Source organism: Olleya sp. NP1-10 (assembly GCF_055804415.1).
In genome coordinates this window covers 1,407,034-1,428,175 of the sequence record NZ_CM147840.1, presented here as the reverse complement: position 1 = coordinate 1,428,175, position 21,142 = coordinate 1,407,034, and the positions used below count along the sequence as shown (strand labels likewise).

Here is a 21,142-nt window from a genome sequence, read left to right as displayed (position 1 = left end):
TTATTCAAAAATCACACGACCATCAAACTGTTCTGTAATATTTGTTGTAGGTGGTGTATTTATAGCTATTACATCTCCTGTACTAACCAAATTAGCAGTTAAACTAAGCTGAGGATTAATTATCATATCATTACTACCTCTGTGATAGATGCTAACATTTTGAGCTACTAAATAACGACCCTCAAAACGACCATTTCCAGACGCATGATTAATGTTTAAGTTTTCAGTATCACCAGAAATTTTGCATATAGATAGATTATTAATCACCACTGCAATGTTTGTACTATTAACTTCTAAATTAAAGCTACCTACATTATAATAGTCTCCATTATAATCTTCTGACAACAACCTTAATTCAGGAAAATTTAAAACACCAATACTATGTACATCTAAGGTGCTACTATTTCTAATTTCGGTTACATTGGGTGTTGTTACGTAAATTTTAGTTATTCCATAATCACGCGTTAAATTACACGTATTATTGTCTTTTAAAATTAAACGACCATTCTCTACATAAATTTGGATATCACCAATAAGATTTTCTCCAGTGTTTACAACGACTTTTTGTGTCATACCTTGCTCTATAAATAACTCGATATTTTGATATACAGTTATTTTTGAAAACACATCAACTTTAAACTCTTGCTGTATAACATCTCCTGAACTTTGAAAACAATCTGGTGCGTTTTCAGAGTTGCAACCAAATAGAACAATTGTTGTTAAAATAAATATTAGCTTCTTCATATAATTTCCGCGAAAGCGATATGTTTTAATTAAAAAAATTCCGCGTCAAGCGCGAAAAAACAAATTACAGACGTATTCCTATTCCTAGTTCTACAGCTTCTGCTTTTGCACCATGAGATTTTAGGGTTAATGCACCATATATTTTATTTCCAAAATAGCGTTTTAAACCTACACGATTATAGACACGTCCTTCAAAATCGAAAGGATAATACACATAATAACCTAATTGTGTAATTAATGATGTTTTGTTTATAAACAATTCGTGACCTACAAATAAACCAACACGTTTATAATCTTCGTCTCCAGAGACATTATCTTCAGGAAAAGCTACAGATTTGTATCTAATATGCGTTTTTAAAAAATTAGAAAAAAACACATCTGTACCTAACTGAATGGCACTTTTATGGTTTAATCGCTTATCAGCATATGCTGATACAACATAAAAAGCATATTGACCTGTATCGATAACATCACTCTCGTTAACTCCTGTTCTAACTGCAATATTATATTTTACTTTTTCAGTAAATTTATTATCGACGTGCTTTATATACTCCGTTTGTGCTTCGTTATCTAGAATATAATTTACGCCTAAATTAAAGGTAATACTATTTATTGAACTATTAGGTGCTTTTACGTTAGCATTACTGTAATGTATTAAAGATAAGCCTGTTTGCAATCCAAAATTATTAAAAATATTTTCTTTTTTATAATTTAACATCAAATAAGTACTACTTAATAATGTCGTCCCAAATGCATTGTTACGGTAATTATCTACTTTGTCATAAGGATTGGTATTATAGGCTAATCCTTGACCTATTCTAAACATTAGATTACGTTTAAAAAAGTAGAAATTATAATGTGCGTAAACACCAAAATTATTTCCTAAAGTTTCATTTTTTAAATCTTGATAAATAAAAGAAGCTCCATAATCTGGATAATTAAATCTGCTTTCCCAAGTATTTTTTCCAAATGTTTTTTGGTTATAACTTAAAATAACTCCTGTTGGATGTCCTTTTATAAGATGAGAAATATCTGTGTTGTGCTCGGCTATATTTCCGTAAAAGAAATTAGCCTCTAAAGTATAGGGATTGTTTTCTTGTTGTGCAGTAGCAATGAGGACACAGCATAAGAATAAGCAATTAAAATAATATTTCATTAAACACTTTTAGTTAAGCTACAAAAGTACTTAAATTATATAACCCTATAATGTATATTAATCAAATAAAGCTGAAGACAGGTAGCGATCTCCTCGATCACAAATAATAGCCACGACAACACCTTTATCTAACGTTTTGATTAATTTTAAGGCTGTTGCTACAGATCCACCACTACTCATTCCTGCTAAGATGCCTTCTTCTTTTGCTAATCGTTTAGTCATAGCTGTTGCTTCTTCTTGGCTAACTTCAATAACTTGATCTACTTTGGACGCATCAAAGATACTTGGTACATAATCTGGAGACCATTTACGGATTCCTGGTATTCTAGATCCATCTGCTGGTTGTGCACCAATTATTTGAATGTTTTTATTTTGTTCTTTTAAAAATGTAGAAGTTCCCATGATGGTACCTGTGGTTCCCATTGCAGATACAAAGTGAGTGACCTCGCCTTTTGTATCTCTCCAAATTTCTGGTCCTGTGGTTTTGTAATGCGCTTTCCAATTATCGTTATTTTCAAACTGATTTAATAACAAATAGCCTTTTTCGTCTCTCATTTTAAAAGCAACATCTCTAGAACCTTCAATACCACGATCAGAACCTGTTAAAACAACCTCTGCTCCATAAGCACGCATTGTTTTAACACGCTCTATCGTTGAGTTTTCTGGCATGACTAAAGAGATATTAATACCAAACAAACTTGCCACATAAGCCAAAGCAATTCCTGTATTACCACTTGTTGCTTCCACTAAATGTCCTCCTTTTTTTATGTCGCCTCGTTTTACAGCTTCAGCAATCATATTAAAAGCAGGCCTGTCTTTTACGCTTCCTCCAGGATTATTACCTTCTAGTTTCAAAAACAATTTAACGTTAGATTTTGACACTAAATTAGTTGCTTCCACCAATGGAGTATTTCCTATTTGTTTTAAAATGCTCATTTGCTGTATTTATTGGTAATTTTAATATCTGATTTATAAGTAACTAAGGAGTGTTCTGGGATAGATTTTGTTATCCAAACATTGGCTCCAATAACTGATCCTTCGCCAATAACAACGTCTCCTCCTAATATTGTTGCATTAGCATAAATGGTAACGTTATCTTTAATTGTTGGGTGTCTTTTGGTATTTTCTAAAGCTTTTTCAACTTTAATACCTCCTAGAGTCACCCCTTGGTAAATAATTACATTATTGTGTATCACTGCTGTTTCGCCAATAACAACTCCTGTTGCATGATCTATAAAAAATGAATCTCCAATAGTCGCTCCAGGATGTATATCTGTTCCTGTAACACCATGAGCGTATTCAGATATCATACGTGGTAACACAGGAATATCCAACTGCCATAATACTCGACTTAATCTATACATTGCAATAGCATAAAAACCAGGATAAGCTAAATAGACTTCTCTAACACTTTTTGCTGCTGGGTCGTTATTATAAGCTGCTTCTGCATCTAATTGCAATTTTGATTTTAAGGCTTTAATTCCTGCCTTAAACTGTTTCCATTTGGTGTTACAAACTCCACAGTCTAATGCCTGAGACACATAAAAAAATTGGTCTTTAATACTATTTAACAATTGGTCTTGAGCTTCGTTAGATTCTAAAGCACAATAAAACAGCTCTTTTGCTAAATCTTCTACCTTCTCTTTAAACCTAAATGGAATTTGCAACGTCTCCTGCATACTATAATGTTATTTGAATCTATAAAGCTAATTCTATTTTTAAATTATCTTATACTTTTGTAACAGGAATTTAACAATAATCATTTAAACAATTGCCTTCACAACTGCTTTTGGTGATTCTTTACGTGTTCCATCAAACCCATCAATACCACTGACTGTTGTATATTTTAAAACGAATTTTTTACCTGGATTTAAAATTTTATAAGCCGATTGACACATTAATGTTGCTTCATGAAAACCACATAAAATCAGTTTTAATTTACCTTCATATGTATTAACATCACCTATCGCAAAAATACCAGGAATATTGGTTTGGTAATCAACAGTGTTAACTTTGATTGCATTTTTTTCGATCTCTAATCCCCAATTTCCTATTGGACCCAATTTAGGCGACAAACCAAAAAGAGGCATAAAATAATCTGTATCCAAAGTTGTCTCTATACCATCTTTAGTAACTGTTATTCCGTTTATATGATCTTCTCCATGCAACGCAGTAACCTCAGCTGGAGTAATTAAGTTTATTTTATTTAACAGCTTTAATTCTTGTACTTTTTCTACTGAATCTAATGCACCTCTAAACTCATTTCTTCTATGCACTAAAGTCACACTTGAAGCTACATCTGCTAGAAAAATTGACCAATCTAAAGCAGAATCTCCTCCTCCTGCAATAACCACTTTTTTATCTCTGTAAATTTCAGGATCTTTGATAAAGTAATTCACACCTTTATCTTCGTATTTTTCTATATTTTCCAACTTCGGTTTTCTAGGTTCAAAACTACCTAAACCTCCTGCAATAGCAATAATTGGTGCATGGTGTTGCGTCCCTTTATTGGTGGTTACAATAAAACTTCCATCGTCTTGCTTCTCTATAGTTTCGGCACGTTCACCTAAAGTAAAACCAGGTTCAAATTGCTTACCTTGTTCTAGTAAATTACCAGTTAAATCTCCTGCTAATATTTCTGGAAAACCAGGAATATCGTAAATAGGTTTTTTAGGATACAACTCAGAACATTGACCACCAGGTTGTGGTAATGCATCAATTAAATGGCACTTTAATTTTAACAATCCAGCTTCAAAAACTGTAAATAAACCCGTTGGTCCTGCTCCAATTATTAATATATCTGTTTTAATCATTTTATTTTATTTTTTCTACTAAGCCTTTAGTAAATTCATTTAAAGTTTCAACTTTTTGCTCAAAATCTCCTTTTATAGTTTTTCTATATTCATTAAGATTTTTAACCATATCATCTATGTTTTCTGGTATAACATCTTCAAAAAACTGACGTAAACGTTTTGCTGTTGTTGGTGATTTTCCGTTAGTCGAAATTGCTACTTTCACATTTCCTTTGGTTACAATTCCTCCCATATAAAAATCACAATAAGGTGGATTATCTGCTACATTTACTAATTTACTTTGTGCACGACAAGCGTTGTAAACTTGCACATTAACCTCTGGACTATCTGTGGTTGCTACAACCATATGTTTACCTTCTAAATAACTATCGTTATACGTATCGACTATTCTAGTTACGTTTCCTTTTTCTGCTATTTTAATAGTCTCTTCTCTAAACATTGGAGAAACCATTGTAACATTTGCATCTGGACTTGATTTTAGTAAAAACGTTAATTTTTCTTCTGCTACAAATCCACCTCCAACTATTAAAACCTGTAAGTTTTTCACTTTTAAAAATACAGGATATAAATTATTTCTTTCCATAGTTTTTAAGCTGAAATACGTTCCACAACTTTATTAGTTTGATTTGCTTTTTCATACATTGAAGTTAAATCTACACGTTGGCTGACTACTTCTCCAATAATTATAATTGCTGGCGAAGACAGTTGTTTCTCTTCAACTATAGCTTCAATAGAACTTATGGTACCAATACCAACTTTTTCGTCTTTGCGTGTTCCATTTTGAATGATTGCAATAGGTGTTTCTGCTTTGCCTTCCGAAGAAAAAATGGAAACAATTTCTGAAAGTTTTCCCATTCCCATTAAAATAACAACTGTTGCAGTAGATTGTGCAGCTAATGCGATATCCTTTGAAATTTCGTGCGATTTAGTAGTCCCTGTAATGACCCAAAAACTTTGAGACGCATTACGTTTTGTTAACGGAATACCTTGGTAAGCTGGTACTGCTGAAGATGAAGAAATACCAGGAACCACAGCAACTTCAATTGCATATTCTTTAGCATATTCTAGCTCTTCGGATCCACGACCAAAAATAAATGGATCGCCACCTTTTAGTCTTACCACATGATTTCCTCTTAAAGCACGCACCACAATTAATTCGTTGATCTGATTCTGCTGGTATGCATAACACCCTTTACGTTTACCAACAAAAATAAGCTCTGCTTTTTTTGATGCATATTGCAACAACTCTTTATTTACCAAAGCATCGTACATAATTACATCTGCAGATGCTATTGCTTTAATAGCTTTTAAAGTTATTAAATCTGGATCTCCTGGACCTGCGCCAACGACTGTTAATTTTGGTGTCATAATCTTTTAATTTTTAGCAACTAATTGCGATTCACGATACTCTTTTACAACCTGTAAAAAGGTTTTTGCCGATTCTAAATAGTTTATTGCAAAATTTTTAGTTGGTGGAAATACTTTTATTTGATAGATTAAATCTGAAAAGGTGTTTCCTAATTCTACTTTATTTGTGCTTACAAACAGCTCGTCAAACTGACTAATAATACCTGCTTGAGTATTGGTTTTTACATTTTCTGAAAGCAAAATGGCTTTTGCTGCGTTAACCATAGAACGGTAAGTTTCATAAATTGCTCCAGAGTAAACTTTGTTATTTAATGCGTCTTGTGCTTCTTCAATTTTCTCGTCACATTCTAAGAATAAGGTTGCAATTAAATCGATAACAACTCCAGCGCATTCTCCTACTCCAATTGCTTTTACATAAGCTTCTTCGGTTCCCCAATCAATAAAATCTTCTTGTGTTAGGTTTTCAACATCAGACAAATCTGTTAGTAATTGGTAAAAGTACTTTTCACCTTTTTCTTTGTAATAATCAACAAATAGCTTTCCGTTGGCATTAGCTTCAAAATCGTTTAATATTCTTCTTAATGCTTCAGGACCTCTTCTACTTGGTACTTTTACTACTTTATCTGCGAAATAAGCATTTCCGTTTCCTAAATTACCACCACCTAATAAAACCTGTAATGCTGGAGCAACCAACTTGTCTTTTGTACGAATAGACATGCCTTGAAAACCAATATTTGCCATATTGTGTTGTCCGCAAGCATTCATACAACCACTAATTTTTATTACTAAATCGTTGTTAGATAAATATTGTGGATATTCTGCTTTTATAACACGCTCTAACTCTTCTGCTATTCCTGTACTACTGGCAATTCCTAAATTACAAGTATCTGTTCCTGGACAAGCTGTAATGTCTACCGCTTTGTTATAACCAGCTTCTGCAAAACCTAGTTTTTTTAATTCTTGATAGAAAAACGGAATCAAATCTGCTTTTACAAACGGAATTAGTATGTTTTGTCTTAAACTTAATCGTATTTCTCCTGCTGCGTATTTCTCCACTAAATCTGCTAACAGTCTAGCCTTATCTGTATAAAAATCGCCTAATAACACTTTAATACCTATAGCAAAATAATCCTCTTGCTTCTGCGGAATTATATTAGTGGCTTTCCATAAACTGAAAGCTTCCGTATCTTTGATTTCCACTATTGGAGCTTCAACAGAAACTGGAGTTGATGTTTGATAAGTGACTTCATTTATAGGAACAGACTTAAATTCTATGGCGTTTTGTTCTTCTTCAACTAAAGTTTTAAAAGCCTCTAAACCAATATCTTTTATTAAAAATTTAAGTCTTGCCTTAGCACGACTTTTACGTTCTCCATAACGATCGAACACTCTTAAAACACCTTCCATTAAAGGAATTATTTTATCTGAAGCTAAGAAGCTATAAAACTTATCTGCATGTCTTGGTTGCGATCCTAAACCACCACCAAGCATAACTTTAAAACCTTTTACACCATTTTCTATTTTAGCAATAAATCCTAAATCGTGCATGTATGATAGTCCTGTATCTTCATCTGTACCAGAAAAAGACACTTTAAATTTACGTCCCATTTCTTGACAAATTGGGTTACGTAAAAAGAATTTAAAAACCGCATCTGCATAAGGAGAAACATCAAAAGGCTCGTTAACATCAATACCAGCAGTTTCGCTAGCAGTAACGTTTCTCACTGCGTTACCACAAGCTTCTCTTAAGGTTACATTATCGCGTTCTAGTTCTGCCCAAAGTTCTGGTGTACGTTTTAAATCTACATAATGAATTTGAATATCTTGACGCGTAGTAATGTGTAATCTACTTCTAGAATACTCATCTGAAACCTCAGCAATACGACGTAATTGATTACTTAACACTTTACCATAAGGTAGTTTGATACGTATCATTTGTACACCTTCTTGACGCTGTCCGTAAACACCACGTGCTAAACGTAAACTTCTAAATTTTTCTTCGTCAATTTTTCCGTTATTAAACAGCTCAATCTTATTGGCTAATTCAATAATATCCTTTTGTACTAAAGGGTTTTCTATTTCGGTTCTAAAACTTTGCATTATTTTTTATATAAACCCTATGGATTTAATAGGGTAATTAAAAATGAAATATTAGGCCATAAGATTTATTCAATAAAAACTATTGAATAAATCCTGCGCCTACAGTGTTATTTGATTTTGAATCTATGATAATAAAAGACCCATTGGTTCTATGGTCTTTAAAAGCATCGTAAAATACAGGTTTATTAAGCTTAAAGGTAACAGATGCAATATCATTCATACCTAAAGCACTTACAGAATCATCAATTCCAGAATAATCAGGATTAATTTTATGATTAATGGTATTTACTTTAGCTAAAACTTTATTAACACCATGTTGTATCACATACTTACTTCCTGTAGTTAAATTTTGAGAGTCCATCCAAGAAATAGTTGCAGTAAACTGTTTATCCACAACCGGTAAATCATTGGATTTTACAATCATGTCTCCACGACTAATATTTACATCATCTTCTAAAGTAATTAATACAGAAGATCGTCTTGAAGCTGTCTCTACTTTTTGATTATAAAAATGTATTTCTTTAATTTTTGACTTAGTTTGTGATGGTAAAATAACAACATCGTCACCTACACTTAATTCTCCTCCATATACTTTACCAGCATACCCTCTAAAATCATGAAATTCTTCAGTTTTAGGTCGAATAACATACTGAACAGGGAATCTTGGAGTACCAGCATTGAATACATCTTTTTGATTAATATTTTCTAGATGCTCTAATAATGTTTCTCCTTTGTACCAAGGAGTATTGTCTGATTTATTAACAACATTATCTCCTTTTAAAGCACTTACAGGTATAAATGTAATGTTTTGATCTTGATAGTCACGTTTACTCATCAAAACTTCAAACTCTGATTTTATCTCATTGTATCTCTCTTCAGAAAAATCAACTAAATCCATCTTATTAATAGCAACGATAACAGTCTTAATTCTTAATAAATTATTGATAAAAAAATGACGATTAGTCTGTTCTATTACACCCTTACGTGCATCTATTAAAACTATTGCGGCTTGAGACGTTGAAGCTCCTGTTACCATGTTTCTTGTATATTCAACATGACCAGGAGTATCAGCAATAATGTAACTTTTGTTTGCTGTAGAAAAATAAATGTGTGCAACATCTATAGTAATCCCTTGTTCTCTTTCGGCAACTAAGCCATCTGTAGCTAAAGAAAAATCTAAATAATCATAACCTAATTGTTGACTTTTATTTTTTATAGCATCTAGTTTGTCTGAAGTCAAAGATTTTGTATCATACAATAATCTACCAATTAAAGTACTTTTACCATCGTCTACACTACCTGCTGTTGCTATTTTTAATACGTCCATTTTATATATAACCTTCTTAACTTGAAGGAATTTTTATTTAATTTGTAAAGATTTCCGTTTATCTAGGAAATAAAATTAGTATTCTAAAAATACCCTTGTTGCTTACGTTTTTCCATTGCGGCTTCAGAACGTTTATCGTCTATTCGTGCACCTCGCTCTGATATTGAAGAATCTCTAATTTCTTGAACAACACTTGAAATATCTGAAGCTTCAGACAATACAGCTGCTGTACAACTCATATCTCCAACGGTTCTAAAACGAACTATTCTTTCTATCACTTCTTCATCTTCATCTCTATAAACAACATCATCATCTGCAGACCATATTAATCCATCACGTAAAAAGGTCGCTCTTGTGTGTGCGAAATAAATTGAAGGAATTTCAATTTTTTCTTTCTCTATATATGACCAAACATCTAATTCTGTCCAATTAGAAATAGGAAATACACGTACATTTTGCCCTAATTCAATTTGTCCGTTTAACATATCGAACAATTCTGGTCTTTGATTTTTTTCATCCCATTGTCCAAAATCATCACGTACAGAAAAAATACGCTCTTTTGCTCTTGCTTTTTCCTCATCACGACGAGCACCACCAATACAAGCATCAAATTTAAACTCTTCAATAGCATCTAAGAGTGTTGTCGTTTGTAATTGGTTTCGGCTTGCATAACGTCCAGATTCTTCTTTTACTTTTCCTTCGTCAATAGAATCTTGAACATTTCTAACAATTAATTCTAAACCTAATTCTTTTACCAATCGGTCTCTAAATTCTATAGTTTCAGGAAAATTATGGCCTGTATCTATATGCATTAATGGAAAAGGTATTTTAGCAGGATAAAATGCTTTTTGAGCCAATCTTACTAAGGTAATTGAGTCTTTACCTCCTGAAAAAAGAAGCACGGGTTTTTCAAACTGTGCTGCAACTTCTCTCATAATGTAAATGGCTTCGTTTTCTAACGGATTTATATTTGAAGTATCTTTCATTTATATCTTTTTAAGCATGTAAACCACACTCTCTATTTTCTAATTGTTTTGTTGGGTCAAAGTATTTAAATTCGTTTGGCAAATTATTTTCCTCTAAATAACCATCTAAATCTTTGTCGGTCCAATTATAAAAAGGGCTAATTTTTACAACTCCATTTTTATCTTGCGAAACAATGTTTATACTATCTCTAAAAGCTGTTTGACCTTTACGCAAATTAGTAAACCAAACATCTGGTTTGTGCTCATTCATTGCACGCTTGAATGGTTCTAACTTTACTTGCTCTGTAAATATCTTATGATTTGGATCCTCTATATTAGGTATTCCTAAAACCACATCACGATGTGCACTTGTTTGTTTTGGAACGTATAATTTTATATTAAGATTTAATTTTTCAATTACATCTTCTGCATGCTTATACGTATTTGGAGTATTATAACCTGTATCACACCAAATAACTTTAATATCGCTTTTGACACTACTAGTTAGTTTTAAAATAGCAGCTTCATAAGGTCTAAAGTTTGTCGTCACAACAGGTGATTTTGCTACACTAATTGCCCATTCAACTATTTGTTGTGGTGTTTTAGTACTTAACTCCTGATTTATTTTATCAATATCTAAATTCATTATTTCCCCCATTTTATTTTATTCCAAGCTCTCTCATGAAAAAAATACAGCAACATTTTTGAAACTAACTCAATACCTCCTATCGAAATAGCCATTTTTAAAGTTCCTGTAATCAAGTAAGAAATTAATACAGTATCTAAAGTTCCTATTATTCTCCAACTAATTGTTTTAAGTAGACTTCGTTTAATTTTCTCTTGGGCTGTATCCACCTCTTCTATTCCTTTAATTTCAGAAGTCCTGTACGCTTCTTTTCTTAAATTATTTTTATGTAAAACATCAATTATCATTATCGTAAATTTTAATCCCTATCGGAATACTAGGGTAATAGTGCAAACCTATATAATTAATCCTTATAAATCAAGGGTTTTAATTAAAAAATAACAAGTGATTGGCAAAAAATTATTAACTACTCAAGTCTGCTAATGAAGTATTTCTAAAAATTTTAAGCGTATTATCTCTAACTTTCAGCATAAGTTTATTGACAGCACACACACTTTCATCTGGACAATCGTCACATTTTTCATAAAAGTTTAAACTAACGCAAGGCACCATTGCTATTGGACCTTCCAGCACACGCATAACTTCTGTCATTGCAATATCTTTAGGTTCTTTAAGCAAATAATAACCTCCATTTTTACCTTTTTTGGAGCCTAAAAAACCTTGCTTACGCAGCGACAACAAAATACTTTCTAAAAACTTTAAAGAAATATTTTCACTTTCAGAAATAGTCGCAATTCTAACAGGAGCTCTGGTCTCTTGTTTAGCTAAATAGGTTAGCGCTTTAATTCCGTATTTTGTTTTCTTAGATAACATAATACAAAAGTAAGCGTTTTTTATTATTAAAAAACAGCTTCAGCAATAGCTTTTACATTATCACTTTTTCCCATAGAATAATAATGTAAAACAGGCACACCTGCAGCTTGTAATTCTTTTGATTGCTGAATTGCCCACTCAATTCCCACTTGCCTAACCTGTTTATTAGTCTCACATTGCTCTATATTGGTAATTAAATCTTGAGGCAAATCTATTTTAAAAACTTGAGGTAATAATTGCAAGTGTTTTTTTATAGCAATAGGCTTTATACCAGGAATAATTGGCACATCTATTCCTGCTTTTTTTGCAGCATCCACAAACTCAAAATACTTTTTATTATCAAAAAACATTTGCGTAACCACGTAATCTGCACCTGCATCTACTTTTTCTTTCAAGCGTTTTAAATCGGTTTGTAACGATGGCGCTTCAATATGCTTTTCGGGATAACCAGCAACACCAATACAAAAATCTGAGGTATCGTTAACCTCAACAACATCATGTAAATATGTACCGCAATTTAAATTCTGAATCTGACTCACCAATTGCGATGCATATTGATGACCTCCTTTACAAGCCTCAAAATATTTTTGATGACTCATCGCATCACCACGTAAAGCCATTACATTATTGATTCCTAAATAATGACAATCTACCAACAAATACTCAGTTTCTTCCTTACTAAAACCTCCACATAATACATGCGGAACAGTATCCACATCGTACTTATGCTTAATTGCAGCACAAATACCAACCGTTCCTGGTCGCATTCTAGTAATTTTTCTATCTAAAAGCCCTTGTTTTTCTATATAGATATACTCTTCTCTAGAAGTTGTTACATCAATAAAAGGTGGATTAAATTCTATTAAGGGATCTATATTATCGTACAAATCCTGAATGCTTTTTCCTTTTTTAGGCGGAATAATTTCAAACGAAAATAGCGTTTTACCATTAGCGTTTTTTATATGTTCTGTTACTTTCATGTTTACTTCCTACGAAATTGAGAATCTCTTAAATTAATATTTTTATGGCGTTACCTAAAGGTCGCGCTTTCACTACTCGCTCTCTGCGAGGAGCTAAAACAGACCGTTCAATCACTAACGCACTAATCTGCTAAATTTGGGTTTAGCCATTTGGTAGCTTTTGCTATGCTAATATTTTTTCGTTTTGAATAATCTAATAATTGATCTTCCTTAATTTTTCCTAAGCCAAAATACTTAGCCTCAGGATTACCAAAATAATAACCACTTACACTTGCTGCAGGCCACATAGCAAGACTTTCGGTTAGTTTTACACCAATATTTTCTTCTACATTTAATAGCTTCCAAATGGTTAATTTTTCTAAATGATCTGGACATGCAGGATAACCAGGAGCTGGACGAATACCTTTATAACTTTCCTTAATTAGTTCTTGGTTAGTTAAACTTTCATCTTTTGCATAAGCCCAATATTTTGTTCTTACTTCTTTATGTAGATATTCTGCAAAAGCTTCGGCTAACCTATCTGCTAACGCTTTAATCATAATCGAATTATAGTCGTCGTTATCAGCTTCAAACTGCTTTGCTAATTCGGCTGTACCAAAACCAGTAGACACGCAAAAAGCACCAATATAATCTTGTATTCCTGTTTCCTTTGGAGCAATAAAATCTGCTAACGCATGATTAGGCACACCTTCTCTTTTCTTTAATTGTTGACGTAAGGTTAGAAAGGTTAGTTGATCCTCATGATTATGAGATACTGAAACAAGTTCAGTATGACGTCCTTTAAAAGAAACCTCAATATCATCATCATTTATGGTATTAGCAGGAAATAGTCCAAAAATAGCTTTAGCCTGTAGTAACTTTTCGTCAAAAATTCTTTTTAATAATTCTTGAGCGTCAATAAATAAATCTCTTGCTTGACTTCCAACAACGCTATCTGTTAAAATATCTGGATATTTACCATGTAAATCCCAACTTCTAAAAAATGGAGACCAATCTATATACGTTTCTAATTTTGTAATGTCAAAATCATCAATAATCTGAATTCCTAATTGTTTTGGCTTCAAAATTTTAGAGGTTTGCCAATCTATTTTATACTTTCTATTTCTAGCCTCTTCAATGCTTAAGTATTCTTTTTGTTTGGTTCTGTTTAAGAATTTTTCTCTAAACGCATCATATTCCTCTCTAATTTGTTCTTTATAAACAACATTGTTTTTATTTAATAATTCGCCGACAACTGTTACAGCTCTTGAGGCATCATTAATATGCACCACAGCATCTTTATAATGAGGTGCTATTTTAACAGACGTATGTGCTTTTGATGTTGTTGCTCCTCCAATTATCAAAGGGATATCAAGGTTTTGTTTTTCCATTTCTTTGGACACATAAACCATTTCATCTAACGATGGAGTAATTAAACCACTTAAACCAATAATATCTACCTGCTCTTTAATAGCAGTATCAATTATTTTTTCTGGCGGAACCATGACACCTAAATCTATAATCTGGTAATTATTACAACCCAAAACGACACTCACAATATTTTTACCAATATCATGTACATCTCCTTTAACAGTTGCCATCAAAATTTTTCCAGCAAATTCTTGTTTTCCATCTTTTTCAGCCTCAATAAATGGTTGTAAATAAGCTACAGCTTTTTTCATGACTCTAGCCGATTTTACTACTTGTGGCAAAAACATTTTTCCGCTTCCAAATAAATCCCCAACCACACTCATGCCTTTCATTAAATGACCTTCGATAACCTCAATTGGTCTTGAAACGGATTGTCTTGCTTCCTCAACATCTTCAATAATATACGTATCAATCCCTTTTACTAAAGCATGTGTAATTTTGCTTTGCAAGTCGATATTTCTCCATTCCTGAACCGTTTCTGTGGTTTCTTTTTTATTGCCTTTTACGGTTTCGGCAAACTCCAATAAACGCTCAGTAGCATCCTCACGTCTATCAAACAAAACGTCTTCAACGCATTGTAATAATTCCTTATCAATTTCATCATAAATCTCCAACATCGTTGGGTTTACAATACCTAAATTCATTCCGTTTTTTATGGCATGAAACAAAAATGAAGAATGCATAGCCTCTCGCACAGTATTATTTCCTCTAAAAGAAAAGGATACATTACTTACACCACCAGACACATTAGCAAACGGTAAATTTTGTCTAATCCACTTTGTAGCATTAAAAAAGTCTAGCGCATTTTTACGATGTTCTTCCATTCCTGTTGCAACCGGAAAAATGTTGGGATCAAAAATGATATCTTGTGCAGGAAAATTGACAATATCAACCAATATTTTATAAGAACGTTCACAAATTTCAATACGACGCTTATACGTATCTGCTTGACCATTTTCATCAAAAGCCATTACAATTACAGCAGCTCCATAACGCTTTACTAGTTTAGCTTGACGTATAAACTCGGTTTCTCCTTCTTTTAAACTTATAGAATTTACAACAGATTTACCTTGAACCACCTTTAAACCAGCCTCAATAATTTCCCATTTAGAGCTATCAATCATTATAGGGATTCTGGAAATATCTGGCTCTGAAGCAATGAGATTTAAAAAGGTAGTCATGGCATAAACACCATCCAACATACCTTCGTCCATGTTGACATCTAAAATTTGTGCACCACCTTCTACCTGATCTCTTGCTACAGCTAAAGCTTCGGTGTACTTTTCTTCTTTTATTAAGCGTAAAAACTTTCGAGAACCTGTAACATTGGTTCGCTCACCTACGTTTATAAAATTACTTTCTGGAGTTACAATTAAGGGCTCTAAACCAGAAAGCGTTAAATATTTGTTTTCTTTAGGCATACAACTCTTGTTTATAAAATTTCCGTTTTCGCTGAAATTTTGCGTGGAGAATAATTTTTAGACATTTCTGAAATTGCATTAATATGTTCCGGATTTGTCCCACAGCAACCTCCAATAATATTAATTAAATCGTCTTTTAAATATTCCTCAATTAAGTTTTTCATTTCTTCTGGAGTTTCATCATATTCTCCAAAAGCATTTGGTAATCCAGCATTTGGATGTGCAGATGTATAAAAATCTGTTTGACTTGACAGACGTTTTAAATAAGGTTGTAATTGCTCTGCGCCTAAGGCACAGTTAAAGCCAACACTTAATAAAGGCACGTGAGATATTGAAGCCAAAAAAGCCTCTACTGTTTGACCAGAAAGCGTACGACCAGAGGCGTCTGTAATGGTACCAGAAACCATAATTGGAATGTCTATGTTTTTTTCTTCTTTTACTTCTTCAATTGCAAATAATGCTGCTTTGGCGTTTAAAGTGTCAAAAATGGTTTCGACTAACAATAAATCTACTCCTCCATCGATTAATGCTTCTACTTGTTGCTTGTAAGCTATACGTAACTCGTCAAAAGTTACAGCTCTAAATTCGGGTCTATTAACATCTGGACTAAGGCTTGCAGTACGATTAGTTGGCCCAATGCTTCCTGCCACAAAACGTGGTTTTTTAGGATTTGCATTAGTAAATTCTGTTGCAACGTATTTAGCAATTTTAGCGGATTCAAAATTAAGCTCATAAACCAAATCTTCCATATCGTAGTCTGCCATAGCGATGGTTGTTCCTGAAAATGTATTGGTTTCGACTATATCTGCTCCTGCTTCAAAATACTTGCGATGTACGTCTGCAATTGCATTGGGCTGTGTTAATGATAGTAAATCGTTGTTTCCTTTTAAAGAAGATGGATAGTCTTTAAAACGGTCGCCTCTAAAATCTTCTTCGGTAAAGTTATAGCGTTGTAACATCGTACCCATTGCACCATCAAGTACTAAAATTCGTTTTTGTATTTCGTTATAAATATTAGCCATATTTAATTTTGCTTTTTTCACTTAGAAAATTTTAATGTTTTTGTTTTTTAAATGTAAGACTCTACGTTTTGCCAAGGACCTCCATTTATTGCATCAATACCTTTGTCCTTCAATATATCTTTGGCACGTTCGCTTCTTGCTCCACTTCGGCAACATGTAATTACTGGCTTTTCAAGTGCTTTTATTTGTGCGATTTCATCTTCTAAATCGTCTAAAACGATATGCAACGCATCTTTAACGTGACCTTCATCAAATTCTGCATCAGTTCTGACATCAAGTATTACAGCACCTTTATCTAGGTACTCTTGAATGTGCTTAAATTCTGGATTACTACTCATAATTTCTATTTTATTTTAAAAAGTCAATGCTTGTTTTAAATCGTTAATAATGTCTTCTGGATGCTCTAATCCAACCGAAATACGAACCAAACCACCTGTGATTCCGGTTTGTAATCTTTCTTCTTCAGTTAATTTTGCATGTGTTGTAGATGCTGGATGCGTTACAATGGTACGTGTATCTCCAAGATTAGCCGAAAGTGATAATAGTTTAATATTGTTTAAAAATTGTCTTCCAGCTGCAACACCACCTTTAACTTCAAAAGCAACGATGCTTCCTCCTGCTTTCATTTGTTTTTTAGCCAAATGGTATTGTGAGTGTGATTTTAAAAAAGGATATTTTACAAGATTAACTTTATCGTGATTTTCTAAAAAAGCTGCTACTTTTAAAGCATTATCACAATGTCTATCTAATCTTACTGCAAGGGTTTCTAAACTTTTAGATAACACCCAAGCATTAAAAGGCGATAAAGAAGGTCCTGTATTACGAGAAAATAAATAGATTTTTTTTATTAAATCTGCACTACCAACTGTAATACCACCAAGTACACGACCTTGGCCATCTATTAATTTGGTAGCAGAATGTATAACTAAATCTGCTCCAAATTTTATAGGTTGTTGTAAATATGGTGTGGCAAAACAATTATCTATAATTAATATGATGTTGTGTTTTTTGGCAATGTTTCCTATGGCTTCCAAATCCAAAATATCTATTGCTGGATTGGTTGGACTTTCAGCATAAATAACTTTTGTATTGGGTTGAATTAAACTTTCAATGGTTTCAATTTCATCTATTTTAAAATAACTAGTCGAAATATTCCATTTTGGTAATATGTTTTTAAACATGGTTTGCGTGGACCCAAAGACACTTCTGCAAGACAAAATATGATCTCCCGAATCTAATAATGCAGCTAAAGTTGAAAACACAGCAGACATACCTGAAGCAAAAGCGTATCCACTTTCTGCGCTTTCCATTTTACAGATTTTATCTATAAACTCTGTTGTATTAGGATTGGAATAGCGACTGTAAATATTACGATCTTTCTCGTCTGCAAAAGAAGCACGCATATCCTCAGCATCTTCAAACACATAACTTGATGTTAAGTATAAAGGTGTTGAGTGCTCTAAAAATTGAGATCGCGCTGTTTGTGTACGAATGGCTTGGGTTTCGAAGTTATTAGTGCTCATTATTAAATCGCTTTTTTTAATACTGTGTTATACTGCTTTTTAATCTCAAAAATTGGGTTTAATAATTTTGATAGCTGATCAAATTCAATTAAAAAGGCATCATGACCATGTATTGATTTTATTTCGCCAATAGTCACTTCTTTTTTGACTGATTTTAGATCCAAATAGGTTTCCCAGTTTTCGTCTGCTTTAAAAAACAAATCACTATTTATAGTTATAATATGTACGTGACCTTTAATGGCTGAAGCCACTTCTTTAAAAGATAATCGATCTCTTGTTACATCAATAGTTTTAAGGATTTGATTCATCAATTTGTAAGCTGGTAAATGAAAACGTTTATCTAAATTTTGACCGTGATAATCCAACCAACTTTCGACTTTAAAAACAGAATCTTCCGTTTGATTACGATCAAATTTTTTAGTTAAAGACTCTGGTGTACGATACAATGTCATGGCATGCATCCTAGCATCTTCAAGAGGTTTAGTGGAGTTATTTAAAATAGCTTCTTGAATGTGACAATTAGCAATTAACCAATCTGTAACTTTCCAATCTGCTGCTATAGGGATTAAATGTTTTGCTAAATCTGGCTTTAAAATGGCAAGTTCCCAAGCTATTCCTCCTCCAACAGAACCACCTATAATTGAAAATAACTGAGTAATTTCTAACTGTTTTAAGCCTTCAGCAAATAGTTGTGCAATATTACGAGCAGTAAATCCTTTGTAATCATGTATTAAATGTTCTTGTTTATTATCAAACCCATTACCTGGAATATTAAATGCCAAAATAGTATAGTGAGAAGTATCAATACATTTATGTTCTCCTATTAGATCATTCCACCATCCGTTTTCTCCAACTACATTAGAATTACCTGTTAAGGCATGATTAACCAAAACAATTGGAGCTGAATGTAAAGGTTGCCCAAATAATTGGTAAGACATCATAATATCAAAAGTCTGTCCATTATTATTTACAAATCGAGGAATACTTATGTATTTTAAATTTTTCATTGCGCGACATTTGAAATAGATTTCACACTTTAAAATGGCAACTAAAAAGTGTGAAACTATTTCGGGTTTAAATAACTAAATTATAAGGTAATTAGGCTAAAACAGATTTTTTAACTTCAGTAAAAGCTTCTTTTAAATCGGCTTTTAAATCCTCTATATTTTCTATTCCAACAGATAATCTAATTAAGTCTTTGGTAACACCTGTTGCCTCTTGAGCTGCATCATCTAATTGCTGGTGAGTTGTACTTGCAGGATGTATAATTAATGATTTTGTGTCTCCGATATTAGCTAACAAAGAGAATAACTTGGTTGTATCTGCTATTTTTTTAGCCGATTCAAAACCTCCTTCTACTCCAAAAGTAACGACACCACTTTGTCCTTTTGGTAAATACTTTTTTGCTAAAGCATTATATTTACTAGTTTGTAATCCTGGATAATTTACCCACGTTACTTCTGGTTGTTCTTGTAACCATTTGGCTAATATTAAAGCGTTTTGCGAATGCTTTAATATTCGTAATTCTAATGTTTCTAAACCCTGAATAATTTGAAAAGCATTAAAAGGACTTAATGCGCCTCCATAATCACGCAAACCTTCAACTCTGATTTTTGCAATAAAAGCTGCTGGACCAATAGCTTCGCTGTACACTAAACCATGATAACCTGCAGAAGGTTCTGTAAACTCTGGAAACTTACCATTAGTCCAGTCAAAGGTTCCTGCATCAACAATAATGCCTCCTAAAGACGTTCCGTTACCTGTGATATATTTTGTTAGCGAATGGATGACTATGTTTGCTCCATACTTAATTGGGTTTAATAAATATGGTGTTGCTACTGTATTATCAACAATTAATGGCACTTTGTGTGCTTTTGCATGTTGGGCAATTACTTCAAGATCTAATACATCTAATTTAGGATTCCCTAAAGACTCGACAAAAATAGCTCTAGTATTTTCTTGAGCAGCTTTACTAAAATTTTCAGGATCTGATGGATCTACAAATGTTGTAGTAATACCGTGTCTAGGCAAGGTTACACTTAACAAATTATAAGTACCACCATACAAACTACTAGATGCTACAATGTGGTCTCCTGCTTTTAATAACGTTAATAATGTTGTTGAAATAGCTGCAGTACCAGAAGCTGTTGCAACTGCTGCAATACCGCCTTCTAAAGCAGCTATACGTTGCTCTAAAACATCATTAGTTGGATTATTTAATCTTGTGTAAATAAATCCAGGAACAGATAAATTAAATCGTCCTGCAGCATCGTCTGAATTATCAAACACATAAGATGATGTCTGGTAAATAGGTACTGCTCTTGTTCCTCCTGTTTGTGTGGTGTCGTGACCTGCGTGTAATGCTTGTGTAGCGAATTTTTGTGTACTCATTTTTCTAATTTTTTCGAGTTAAACTAAATTAATTCAAAAGTCAAATAAGCTTCATTGGAAGCGTACCTAATAGAAAAATGTTAAAAAGAAATTACTAATTACAAATGAGTAATTAGATTTAAGTTATCTATCCAATAGTTGATTAATGAATCATCTATTAAGTAGAATGTAGCACCTTCTTAGTAAGTCTAAGGGTTGCTAAGGTTTCAACGAGTCTATCTCTCCACCTTTCTTGATAACATTTCAGTAAGTGTTTGAACTTTGTGAATACAAATATTGCAAAATTTATTTATCACAAACAAACAAAACAGAATAATATTCTTAAAATTTAACTTATTTTTAAGTTTACAGAAAATAATTCTATTAAATTAAATTTTTAAAGAAAAATAATCTTTAAACAAGTATAGCAAGCTTGAATACATCAAACTTGCTATACACCCTTAGTAAAACAATAATTTTACCT

Annotated in this window: 20 protein-coding genes and 1 riboswitch; all 20 genes read right to left on the bottom strand. The window is 32.7% G+C overall.

Annotated elements, in window-relative coordinates; all coding sequences use genetic code 11:
• On the bottom strand, positions 1-744 hold the full coding sequence (locus AC0L4B_RS06560) for a head GIN domain-containing protein (protein WP_473439063.1): 744 nt from the start codon (positions 742-744) through the stop codon (positions 1-3).
• A gap of 64 nt (positions 745-808) precedes the next feature.
• The gene (locus AC0L4B_RS06555) at positions 809-1,900 is read right to left on the bottom strand and encodes an acyloxyacyl hydrolase (RefSeq protein WP_473439062.1); all 1,092 of its coding nucleotides are present in this window, start codon (positions 1,898-1,900) and stop codon (positions 809-811) included.
• Positions 1,901-1,957: 57 nt separating this feature from the next.
• Complete coding sequence (cysM, locus tag AC0L4B_RS06550) at positions 1,958-2,836, bottom strand: cysteine synthase CysM (RefSeq protein WP_473439061.1); 879 nt, start codon at positions 2,834-2,836, stop codon at positions 1,958-1,960.
• Positions 2,833-3,579 carry a serine O-acetyltransferase EpsC gene (gene epsC, locus AC0L4B_RS06545; protein WP_473439060.1) on the bottom strand — a complete coding sequence of 249 codons (747 nt, stop codon included), beginning with the start codon at positions 3,577-3,579 and terminating at the stop codon, positions 2,833-2,835. The genes cysM and epsC overlap by 4 nt, the downstream gene beginning before the upstream one ends.
• An 84-nt stretch (positions 3,580-3,663) precedes the next feature.
• Positions 3,664-4,713: an NAD(P)/FAD-dependent oxidoreductase gene (locus AC0L4B_RS06540; RefSeq protein ID WP_473439059.1), complete on the bottom strand. Its 1,050-nt coding sequence runs from the start codon at positions 4,711-4,713 to the stop codon at positions 3,664-3,666.
• Between the two features lies 1 nt (position 4,714).
• Positions 4,715-5,296: a precorrin-2 dehydrogenase/sirohydrochlorin ferrochelatase family protein gene (locus tag AC0L4B_RS06535; protein ID WP_473439058.1), complete on the bottom strand. Its 582-nt coding sequence runs from the start codon at positions 5,294-5,296 to the stop codon at positions 4,715-4,717.
• A gap of 5 nt (positions 5,297-5,301) precedes the next feature.
• Positions 5,302-6,081 (bottom strand): uroporphyrinogen-III C-methyltransferase, encoded by a 780-nt coding sequence (cobA, locus tag AC0L4B_RS06530; protein ID WP_473439057.1) that lies wholly within the window; start codon positions 6,079-6,081, stop codon positions 5,302-5,304.
• A gap of 6 nt (positions 6,082-6,087) precedes the next feature.
• A complete protein-coding gene (locus AC0L4B_RS06525) occupies positions 6,088-8,181 on the bottom strand; it encodes a nitrite reductase (protein ID WP_473439056.1) in 2,094 nt (697 codons plus the stop codon).
• A gap of 79 nt (positions 8,182-8,260) precedes the next feature.
• Positions 8,261-9,508 (bottom strand): sulfate adenylyltransferase subunit 1, encoded by a 1,248-nt coding sequence (locus AC0L4B_RS06520; protein ID WP_473439055.1) that lies wholly within the window; start codon positions 9,506-9,508, stop codon positions 8,261-8,263.
• 83 nt (positions 9,509-9,591) lie between these two features.
• A complete protein-coding gene (cysD, locus tag AC0L4B_RS06515; protein WP_473439054.1) occupies positions 9,592-10,494 on the bottom strand; it encodes a sulfate adenylyltransferase subunit CysD in 903 nt (300 codons plus the stop codon).
• A gap of 10 nt (positions 10,495-10,504) precedes the next feature.
• The gene (locus AC0L4B_RS06510; RefSeq protein ID WP_473439053.1) at positions 10,505-11,119 is read right to left on the bottom strand and encodes a phosphoadenosine phosphosulfate reductase domain-containing protein; all 615 of its coding nucleotides are present in this window, start codon (positions 11,117-11,119) and stop codon (positions 10,505-10,507) included.
• The gene (locus AC0L4B_RS06505) at positions 11,119-11,406 is read right to left on the bottom strand and encodes a DUF2061 domain-containing protein (protein ID WP_473439052.1); all 288 of its coding nucleotides are present in this window, start codon (positions 11,404-11,406) and stop codon (positions 11,119-11,121) included. The genes AC0L4B_RS06510 and AC0L4B_RS06505 overlap by 1 nt, the downstream gene beginning before the upstream one ends.
• Before the next feature lie 115 nt (positions 11,407-11,521).
• Positions 11,522-11,932 carry an RrF2 family transcriptional regulator gene (locus AC0L4B_RS06500; protein ID WP_473439051.1) on the bottom strand — a complete coding sequence of 137 codons (411 nt, stop codon included), beginning with the start codon at positions 11,930-11,932 and terminating at the stop codon, positions 11,522-11,524.
• Positions 11,933-11,958: 26 nt separating this feature from the next.
• Entirely contained in the window at positions 11,959-12,912 is a 954-nt protein-coding gene (metF, locus tag AC0L4B_RS06495; protein ID WP_473439050.1) for a methylenetetrahydrofolate reductase [NAD(P)H], read from the bottom strand.
• 122 nt (positions 12,913-13,034) lie between these two features.
• Complete coding sequence (metH, locus tag AC0L4B_RS06490; protein WP_473439049.1) at positions 13,035-15,743, bottom strand: methionine synthase; 2,709 nt, start codon at positions 15,741-15,743, stop codon at positions 13,035-13,037.
• Between the two features lie 11 nt (positions 15,744-15,754).
• Positions 15,755-16,765, bottom strand: a complete 1,011-nt coding sequence (locus tag AC0L4B_RS06485) for a homocysteine S-methyltransferase family protein (protein WP_473439407.1) — start codon at positions 16,763-16,765, stop codon at positions 15,755-15,757.
• Positions 16,766-16,812: 47 nt separating this feature from the next.
• Positions 16,813-17,103: a rhodanese-like domain-containing protein gene (locus AC0L4B_RS06480; RefSeq protein ID WP_473439048.1), complete on the bottom strand. Its 291-nt coding sequence runs from the start codon at positions 17,101-17,103 to the stop codon at positions 16,813-16,815.
• Between the two features lie 15 nt (positions 17,104-17,118).
• Complete coding sequence (locus AC0L4B_RS06475; protein WP_473439047.1) at positions 17,119-18,288, bottom strand: trans-sulfuration enzyme family protein; 1,170 nt, start codon at positions 18,286-18,288, stop codon at positions 17,119-17,121.
• A 2-nt stretch (positions 18,289-18,290) separates the two neighbouring features.
• On the bottom strand, positions 18,291-19,295 hold the full coding sequence (locus AC0L4B_RS06470) for an alpha/beta fold hydrolase (RefSeq protein ID WP_473439046.1): 1,005 nt from the start codon (positions 19,293-19,295) through the stop codon (positions 18,291-18,293).
• A 91-nt stretch (positions 19,296-19,386) separates the two neighbouring features.
• Positions 19,387-20,679 (bottom strand): O-acetylhomoserine aminocarboxypropyltransferase/cysteine synthase family protein, encoded by a 1,293-nt coding sequence (locus tag AC0L4B_RS06465; protein ID WP_473439045.1) that lies wholly within the window; start codon positions 20,677-20,679, stop codon positions 19,387-19,389.
• Positions 20,680-20,799: 120 nt separating this feature from the next.
• Positions 20,800-20,921, bottom strand: a riboswitch (SAM riboswitch).
• Between the last annotated feature and the right edge of the window lie 221 nt (positions 20,922-21,142).